The organism is Endozoicomonas ascidiicola, assembly GCF_001646945.1.
GTDB lineage: Bacteria > Pseudomonadota > Gammaproteobacteria > Pseudomonadales > Endozoicomonadaceae > Endozoicomonas > Endozoicomonas ascidiicola.
Map to the genome: position 1 here is coordinate 94,156 of NZ_LUTV01000004.1, position 7,957 is coordinate 102,112.

Sequence of the window (7,957 nt, forward strand, 5' to 3'; positions counted from 1 at the left end):
GTGTTTTTTGCAGACTATTTTCAAGATCAAGCATATTGCCTGCTTCGATAGGGATCTCTATCTGTAGAACGATTTTTTCACGATTGCTGGACACAATTGAAGCAGGCATGGCGGAGTCTATTATGGAAAGCGGTCTCTTATAATAGTCGTACAATTGAAGTTCTTTTGTTTCAATTATTCAGAGAGAGCACCCAAACTATCAAGCCCACTTTCTAGATTACTGTCAGTCTCAGGAGCAGTATATTGATGATAACGATAAGAGTTTTAAAGCAAGAACTTGTAAAGTAAATACCTTGGTTGAGGATGCCAAAAACTTTTTAAGTTATGTTGAAAGTGATAACAGAGGGAAAGAGGCTTCAAAGTCTGTCAGTCTTCGTACGATGCGTTCTACGAGGCAAGATTTAAAGAGATTGTTTAATCAAAACAAGGGTAACAAGGTTTTTGAAATATTATATTCATCTATCTCTATGGCTTTATCAGGATTTAAAGAGTCTGATAATGATGATGTTGCCAGAACAAGGATTATAAATGTTAGAGCACTGACAGGCTATGATGATAAAACGATTGGTGATCATAGAGATTTATGCCTTGGTTTGTCCATAGTATTCATATTATCTGGCTTAAGTGTCAATAAGGGTGAAGGTCGTTATGATCACAGCCTTTTTGTAAAGTTATTAGGCCTCATTAGTAGTTCATCCTGGTTGTGTGGTGGAGAACGTTTTGTTGATATTAATCAGGCAATACATAAAGCGTCAGAGGTTTATAAAGAATTTTGCGATAGGAAAAAAAACACATTAAATTCTACTGATAGGAGCCTTTATTATCATTACTTTCATAACGAGAAGTCGGATGCTTTTTTATTACTCGAGCTTAGGGCTTTTACGGAGGTTGTGGTTGCTAATCACTTTGCGAGTAAAATTGAAGTATTCTTGAAAGGGGACAATAATTTTAATTTCAAGCCGAGGTTAGCACCTTATGACTTTATCCAGAAAAGCGCACTGTTTACACCTATGTATATGGAATCCAAGATTGAGAAGGAATCTTCTCTTTCAGAGTCATCTTGGAAACCATCACTTACAGGAACACAGCTAAAAATCTATCATGTCGACGAGAAAGGCTTCAAATCTCTTTTTAGAGGGATTGTTGAAAATATCGGTTATTATCTTTTACAAAGTGATAAACACACAATCTCGCTCAAAGTGGAGAATTGTGACCTGATAGTCTTTGACTCTTCATCTCCAGAATCATTTCATGTTTTTAGGAAAGATGACCTTGCAGGTTTATACAGCTGTATACGGACGTCACTCTCAAGTTTAGATGTCGATAAAATACTTTTTGGAATCATTTATGTTGATATTAATCATGATGCCGGCAGGAAACGTTGTGTAAAAATGGAGCGTTATTTCGCTTCTAAAGAAAAAAATATAATGACCAAATCTTCATCAGATCAATGTCGCACAATGTTAACAGATATTCTGCTTGCTTTTTCTTTCCCTATTCGTGCGGATAAACTGGCAGCTGAAGGGCTTATTGATAGTAAAACACGCAATGGTTATCATGCTCTGTTTGAAGCAGTTCGAGGTAATGATTCATCTGCGGTTAAGAATCTTATCACTGAAGGTGCGGATGTTAATTTAAAAACAGACTATTCGGAAATGACTGCTTTGCTATGTTCTATAGATTATGGTTTTTTTGATATTACAAAAATTTTACTTGATTGTGGCGCTGACCCTGATAACGATGGCTCTATTATGCGCTTACTGAATTTAATCGAGTGGAAAGATTATGAAAATCATCCTGTCACAGATGAATATAATCAATGTGTTTGTCAGTTGTTGGAACTCTTATTAAGTTATGAACCATTGATGACTACATCTGTCAAAGAGAGTATTTCCATTATTAAAAATGACAAGAGTCGGGAAGAGGTAGTAAAGTTATTAAATTTACACACTGAGCTTCATCATGAGTTCTTAAGTGCTATTGAAAAAGCCATTAGAAGTGGAGATTGCTCGTTAGTCAAAACATTGCTTGAAGAAAAATATTCTAGGAGCTTTAGTGCCGGTTTTTTGGATAAAAAAGAGTTTAGATGTTTTCCTGAAAAAGCAAGCTTGAACTCAACTCAGCCCAGAGATCTTAGAATTATTAGAAATAGGGCAATGGCTAAATTAGCCGATGGAAGCTCACTGTTGTGTATTGCCCAGAGACATGAAAATGTCGATATACAGAAGCTCTTACAAAAGGCAATAAGTAGTGCAAGGTTTGCTTTTAAGGAAGGCTCCACGCTAGCTCTGGCCTACGGAGATGAAAATATCCGTTTTCAATCTATAACCTACTTAGAGCCAAAGAGCGTACATACCAAAAGGTCGTTTGATGTATCTGCCCGCGCAAAAGGCAGCACGGATACGGATATGGATGAGCTTGACTGAAACAAATATCATCAGTGCTTTTTTACAGGGATGCTGTTTGGTAAGAATAAAGGCTTCGCTCACCTGAGCATTTGTTTGTGGATATGGAGAGGGTGTGATCGACATTGTGCAATCAATACGTAATACCAATGTCGTTTTTAAATTATGGAGTGAGCAAGTTATTTTGGGTGACTGGACAAGGCGAAGAGACGAGTCATAGCGTAGCTATGGCGAGGAGCTTCAACGCTGACCCAGTCGGCCAAAATGGCTGCGCAGCCCATAATTTAAAAACAGAATTGGTATAAGTAGTTGGGATACGTGGTGTTCAATGAGTGTTACTTACGCCCTTTGAGTTTCAGGCTCAGGATTTCATAAATTTCTTTTTGATCCCTGCTGTGTGCGAAACGGATGGCTTCTCTCAGTGTCGGGATCGCTTCCGTGATAATGGAGTTATCCAGCAGTGTTTCCAACTTATCCATTATTTTCAGATCACGCTGTGACCGTTTAATCTCAATCCCGGTGATATCCCTATTAGCGGTGACCAGTTCAGCCAGGCTGATCTGACGCAGAGCCCCTTTGATGCCCAGCAAAGCAAAGGCAAGGTGCTGACGAGCATGAGGAAAGGGCGTGTTGATGCCATAACAGATCATCCGGCAGTACATTTCTATCTGAACGATCGCTTTATCATGCACGCCGAGTGGATTGACCGGGCTGTCCATATTGCCCAGAGCTGCCATATCCTGAGTCAGGCCTTTTACGGTCAATTCCTGATAATCAAAGGCCGGTGCGATGTACTCCATACCCTGCTCCCCTCATCTGAATGATTATTTATTGCTTTTATACCACTGATTCCATGGGGAATGGTCTAACAAGGCTGCCAGTATTGCTGACTACATGACCAGATGGTGTTTAACGCTATTAAGTACCCAACCATATGATTCCCTATGGCCGGGTACTTAGTGCGTTTTTTGTTAGTGCTCTAATTTGTTTTCTGAATATATTATGTATTTCTACCATGATTATCCGGTTTTACTGATCGTGCCGGTTTGCTGGAATGGTGAAAATTGGTTAGACTTCAAACCAAATAATCACTGACAGACTTTTATGCCTATTTCTGGGAACTCTCCCTTATTCAGCTCAAAGCATAAGACGAAAGTCTTTGTGATAAGCCTGAGAACCTCTCTTTCTGGTTACTTAACGCACCGTCCTGCCGACCACCCGGCCCATCCAAATTAATGAACATGGCATATTGAATGCCGGGCATGACCATGGTTGGTTGTGCTGTGAGTTGTGAAAGGACCTCTGAGCAAGCACTTAGAACAACATGAAAAGCAGTATGGAGAACTTTGATGCGACTTAGAAACTTTGTTGATGGTGATTACCTCAGCAATCAAAGCGGTGAAACCTTTGAGGTTATCAACCCCGCAACAGGCAAAGTGGCCTATGAAGTGGAAGTGGCGGACGAACTGATCCGCCAGCAAGCCATCACCAGTGCCCGCAAAGGGTTTGAACAATGGTCTTCCATGACGGGCATGGAGCGCAGCCGCATTCTGAACAAAGCCGTTGCACTGTTGCGGGAGCGGAATGATGAACTGGCAGCCATAGAGGTAGAAGATACTGGCAAACCCTGGCAGGAAGCATCCGTAGTAGATGTGCTCTCTGGTGCAGACTCCATTGAATTCTTTGCCGGCCTTGCTCCCTCCATTGAAGGCAATCATCAAAGCGTTGGTCAGGATTTCTATTACACCCGCCGCGAACCTCTGGGTATTTGTGCCGGTATTGGCGCCTGGAATTATCCGTTGCAGATTGCCTGCTGGAAATCCGCTCCCGCACTGGCCTGTGGCAATAGCATGATTTTCAAACCCTCCGAAGAAACGCCCCACGGCGCCTTGAAGCTGGCAGAAATCTTTATGGAAGCCGGTGTGCCAGCAGGTGTTTTCAACGTCGTGCAAGGCGATGCCGATGTCGGTCAATGGCTGACTGGTAATCCGAATATTGCCAAAGTCTCCTTTACCGGCGAAGTGAATACTGGCCGTAAAGTGATGGCGGCTTCTGCTTCTTCTTTGAAAGCAGTCACTATGGAGCTGGGCGGCAAATCGCCTTTGATCATCTTTGATGACGCAGACATTGATGAAGCCGTCTCTGCAGCCATGTTGGGGAATTTCTACACCCAGGGCGAGATTTGCACCAACGGCACCCGAGTGTTTTTACAGCGCGATATTTATGAGTCTTTTGTCGAAAAATTACTGACTCGCACCCGCAATAACATTATTGCCGGTGACCCAATGGATCCGGAAACCAACTTCGGTGCTCTGATTTCTGCAAAACATCACAAGCTGGTTCTGGATTTTATTCAATCCGGTCTTGATGACGGCGCAACACTGCTTCATGGCGGTAATCCATTGTCACCTGATTCCGCACCCGACGGCTTCTTTGTTGAACCCACCATTTTTACCGACTGCCGGGATGATATGAACATCGTCCAAAATGAGATTTTTGGCCCAGTGATGTCGATTCTGGTGTTTGACGATGAGCAGGAAGTGATCGAACGAGCCAATGATACCGAGTACGGACTGGCCGCCGGTGTTTATACCCGTGACATACGCCGAGCACATCGTGTTATTGAACGACTGCAGGCAGGTATTTGCTGGATCAACAGTTACGGGCTCTCTCCTGTAGAAATGCCGGTAGGTGGTTACAAACAATCCGGAATTGGCCGGGAAAATGGCATGGAAACCTTGCAGCACTACACTCAATTGAAGTCTGTCTATGTGGGCATGACACCGCTGGAAAGCCCTTTTTAATAGATAAGATCGAGTTTTTATGTCGACAGCTATATCAAAAAATAACCGCCAATACGATTACATCATTGTTGGCGCCGGTTCAGCCGGTTGTGTATTAGCCAACCGCTTAACCGAAGATGCCGACGTCAATGTGCTTTTGTTGGAAAACGGCGGCAGCGACCGCAGTATTTTTATCCAAATGCCGACGGCGCTTTCCATTCCAATGAACACAGAAAAGTTCGCTTGGCAGTTTGAAACCGAGCCAGAGCCTTTTCTCGACAACCGTCGTATGCACTGCCCAAGAGGTAAAGTGCTGGGCGGCTCTTCATCCATAAATGGCATGGTTTACGTTCGTGGTCATGCCCGTGATTTTGATGAATGGCAACAACACGGTGCTGAAGGATGGGATTATGCCCATTGCCTGCCTTACTTTAAAAAAGCCGAAACCTGGGCGTTTGGTGGCGATGAATATCGTGGCGACTCAGGTCCGCTGGGTGTGAATAACGGCAATGAGATGAAAAACCCGCTTTATCAGGCATTTGTTGATGCCGGTGTAGAGGCGGGTTATTTCGAAACCAAAGATTACAATGGTGAGCAGCAGGAAGGCTTTGGCCCAATGCACATGACCGTGAAAAACGGACGCCGTTGGTCAACTGCCAATGCCTATCTTCGCCCGGCTATGAAGAGGCCTAACCTCACAGTTATCACACATGCCCTGGTGCATAAACTAATTCTGGAAGATAAAACCGCTGTTGGCGTTCGTTATGAACGAAATGGCAAGATTCAGGAAGTTCGCGCCAATAAAGAAGTGATTCTTTCAGCAGGCTCCGTCGGTTCACCACATATATTGCAACTGTCGGGTATTGGACCAAAACCGGTGTTGGAAAATGCCGGAATCGATGTGGTTCACGATCTACCCGGTGTTGGCGAAAATCTTCAGGATCATCTGGAGTTCTACTTCCAGTTCAAATGCAAAGAACCCATCACCCTGAATGGCAAGCTGGACTGGCTGAACAAAGGCTTGATCGGTGCTCGGTGGATTCTGGATCGCAAAGGCCTTGGTGCGACCAATCATTTTGAATCTTGTGGTTTTATCCGTTCCAAAGCCGGTGTGGAATGGCCCGACTTGCAATACCACTTCCTGCCAGCCGCCATGCGATACGACGGTCGCAGTGCATTCGATGGCCATGGTTTTCAGGTGCATATCGGACATAACAAACCAAAAAGTCGCGGCTGGGTTCGTGCTGTTAGTGCGAATCCTAAAGACCATCCTCAAATCCAGTTCAACTATATGGAGCATGAAGAGGATCGGGAAGGATTCAGAGCCTGCGTGCGATTGACCCGTGAGGTGATCAATCAACCGGCGTTTGATGACTATCGGGGTGATGAGATTCAACCCGGTAATGCGGTTCAAACTGATGAAGAAATCGACGCATTTGTTCGTGGCGCCGTGGAGAGTGCATACCACCCATCGTGCACTTGCCCCATGGGAACGGATGAAAAAGCCGTTGTTGATCCACAGGCTCGTGTCCGGGGTATTGCCGGCCTTCGAGTGGTGGACTCTTCCATCTTCCCAACCATCCCCAATGGCAACTTGAACTCACCGACGATCATGGTGGCGGAAAAAGCAGCGGATGTGATTCGTGGCAAGGCGCCATTGGCACCTTCAGCTGTGAAGGTTGGGATGGATGAGCTTTGGAGAGAGCGACAGCGGTCAGGAGAACCTGAACGTGTAACGATGTAACGATCATGTGGCCAGTAATGGATTTACTGACCATTCTAGTGGGTTGCCTGATAACGATTCACAACATTGGCAACTTGCATCTTTCGAATAATTACAAATAACTACTCAAACTGGAGAAGCGTATGACAGCCTGGCTATCAGCTGGCCTTATTTTTACATTTATCGCAGTGGCATTTATTTTGATCCGCTGGGGTAATGTTAAATGTGTTGGCACAACACCTGTAAGAACATTGACGTTTATTGCAATCCTGTTCACCTCCGGATTGGATGTGGGTTTGATTATGTTCCCGCTGACAGAGTTTGCCGGTTACGCTGACCTTGCAACCAGCCCTGAATACGGCTTTGCCAACCCACTAGCCATTGAATTTGGCTTCTGGGGATTCTTGATCTGGGCCTTTTACTTTCTGACCTGCTTTTACTTTTGTGTCATTGAACCAAAAGTGAAGTTCTTCGAGATACCGCTGGTTAAACTCATTAATAATATCGTTATTATTGGTACCTGTGCATTTACCGCATATCTGTTGCTCTCAAACCTGCCGTGGTATCTGCCGGAAGTAGGTGACGGTGAAACGGTAGTAGCTTCTTTCTATCTGATTGTTCTGTTGTCAATTGCTGTCGCTGCTTACTCAAGCAGTAGCCTGAAATACGTTCGCTTTATCAGCCTTGCTACCAGTGCATTATTCCTGGGGCTGATTGCTGTGATGTGGGTCGGTGCAGCCATGTCCACCGATGATGGCGCTGTAGGTATCATCAAAAATGTAGCTCTGCTTGGAGATTACTTCGGCAATATCCATCAGTTTGTGTTGCCGATGGGTGCTCTCTCTGAATAATTGAAACAAAAGAACTTCAATTGTACGACTATTATAAGAGACCGCTTTCCATAATAGACTCCGCCATGCCTGCTTCAATTGTGTCCAGCAATCGTGAAAAAATCGTTCTACAGATAGAGATCCCTATCGAAGCAGGCAATATGCTTGATCTTGAAAATAGTCTGCAAAAAACACTTAACGATGCTGGACAACTAG

The 7,957-nt window shown here is 44.3% G+C and carries 5 protein-coding genes; 4 read left to right on the forward strand and 1 reads right to left on the reverse strand.

The features are described from left to right. The first annotated feature begins 293 nt into the window (after window positions 1–293). Complete coding sequence (locus AKL11_RS11210) at window positions 294–2,426, forward strand: ankyrin repeat domain-containing protein (protein WP_067517442.1); 2,133 nt, start codon at window positions 294–296, stop codon at window positions 2,424–2,426. 314 nt (window positions 2,427–2,740) lie between these two features. Here the strand turns inward: AKL11_RS11210 and AKL11_RS11215 are convergent, their stop codons facing one another. After that, window positions 2,741–3,205 carry a hypothetical protein gene (locus AKL11_RS11215; RefSeq protein ID WP_067517444.1) on the reverse strand — a complete coding sequence of 155 codons (465 nt, stop codon included), beginning with the start codon at window positions 3,203–3,205 and terminating at the stop codon, window positions 2,741–2,743. A 549-nt stretch (window positions 3,206–3,754) separates the two neighbouring features. Here AKL11_RS11215 and betB point away from each other — a divergent pair. The 3 genes from betB (at window position 3,755) to AKL11_RS11230 (ending at window position 7,762) form a co-directional block, all read left to right on the forward strand. Continuing rightward, window positions 3,755–5,209: a betaine-aldehyde dehydrogenase gene (gene betB, locus AKL11_RS11220; RefSeq protein WP_067517446.1), complete on the forward strand. Its 1,455-nt coding sequence runs from the start codon at window positions 3,755–3,757 to the stop codon at window positions 5,207–5,209. A gap of 19 nt (window positions 5,210–5,228) precedes the next feature. Further along, complete coding sequence (gene betA / locus AKL11_RS11225; protein ID WP_067517448.1) at window positions 5,229–6,932, forward strand: choline dehydrogenase; 1,704 nt, start codon at window positions 5,229–5,231, stop codon at window positions 6,930–6,932. Between the two features lie 122 nt (window positions 6,933–7,054). Beyond that, window positions 7,055–7,762, forward strand: coding sequence for a hypothetical protein (locus AKL11_RS11230; protein ID WP_216636794.1), 708 nt, complete (start codon window positions 7,055–7,057; stop codon window positions 7,760–7,762). The last annotated feature ends 195 nt before the right edge of the window (window positions 7,763–7,957 follow it).

Excerpts from the sequence above, each read along its gene's own strand:
- AKL11_RS11215 (WP_067517444.1), bottom strand. The coding sequence starts at position 3,205 with ATGGAGTACATCGCACCGGCCTTTGATTATCAGGAATTGACCGTAAAA.
- betA (WP_067517448.1), top strand. The coding sequence starts at position 5,229 with ATGTCGACAGCTATATCAAAAAATAACCGCCAATACGATTACATCATT.
- betB (WP_067517446.1), top strand. The coding sequence starts at position 3,755 with ATGCGACTTAGAAACTTTGTTGATGGTGATTACCTCAGCAATCAAAGC.
- AKL11_RS11230 (WP_216636794.1), top strand. The coding sequence starts at position 7,055 with ATGACAGCCTGGCTATCAGCTGGCCTTATTTTTACATTTATCGCAGTG.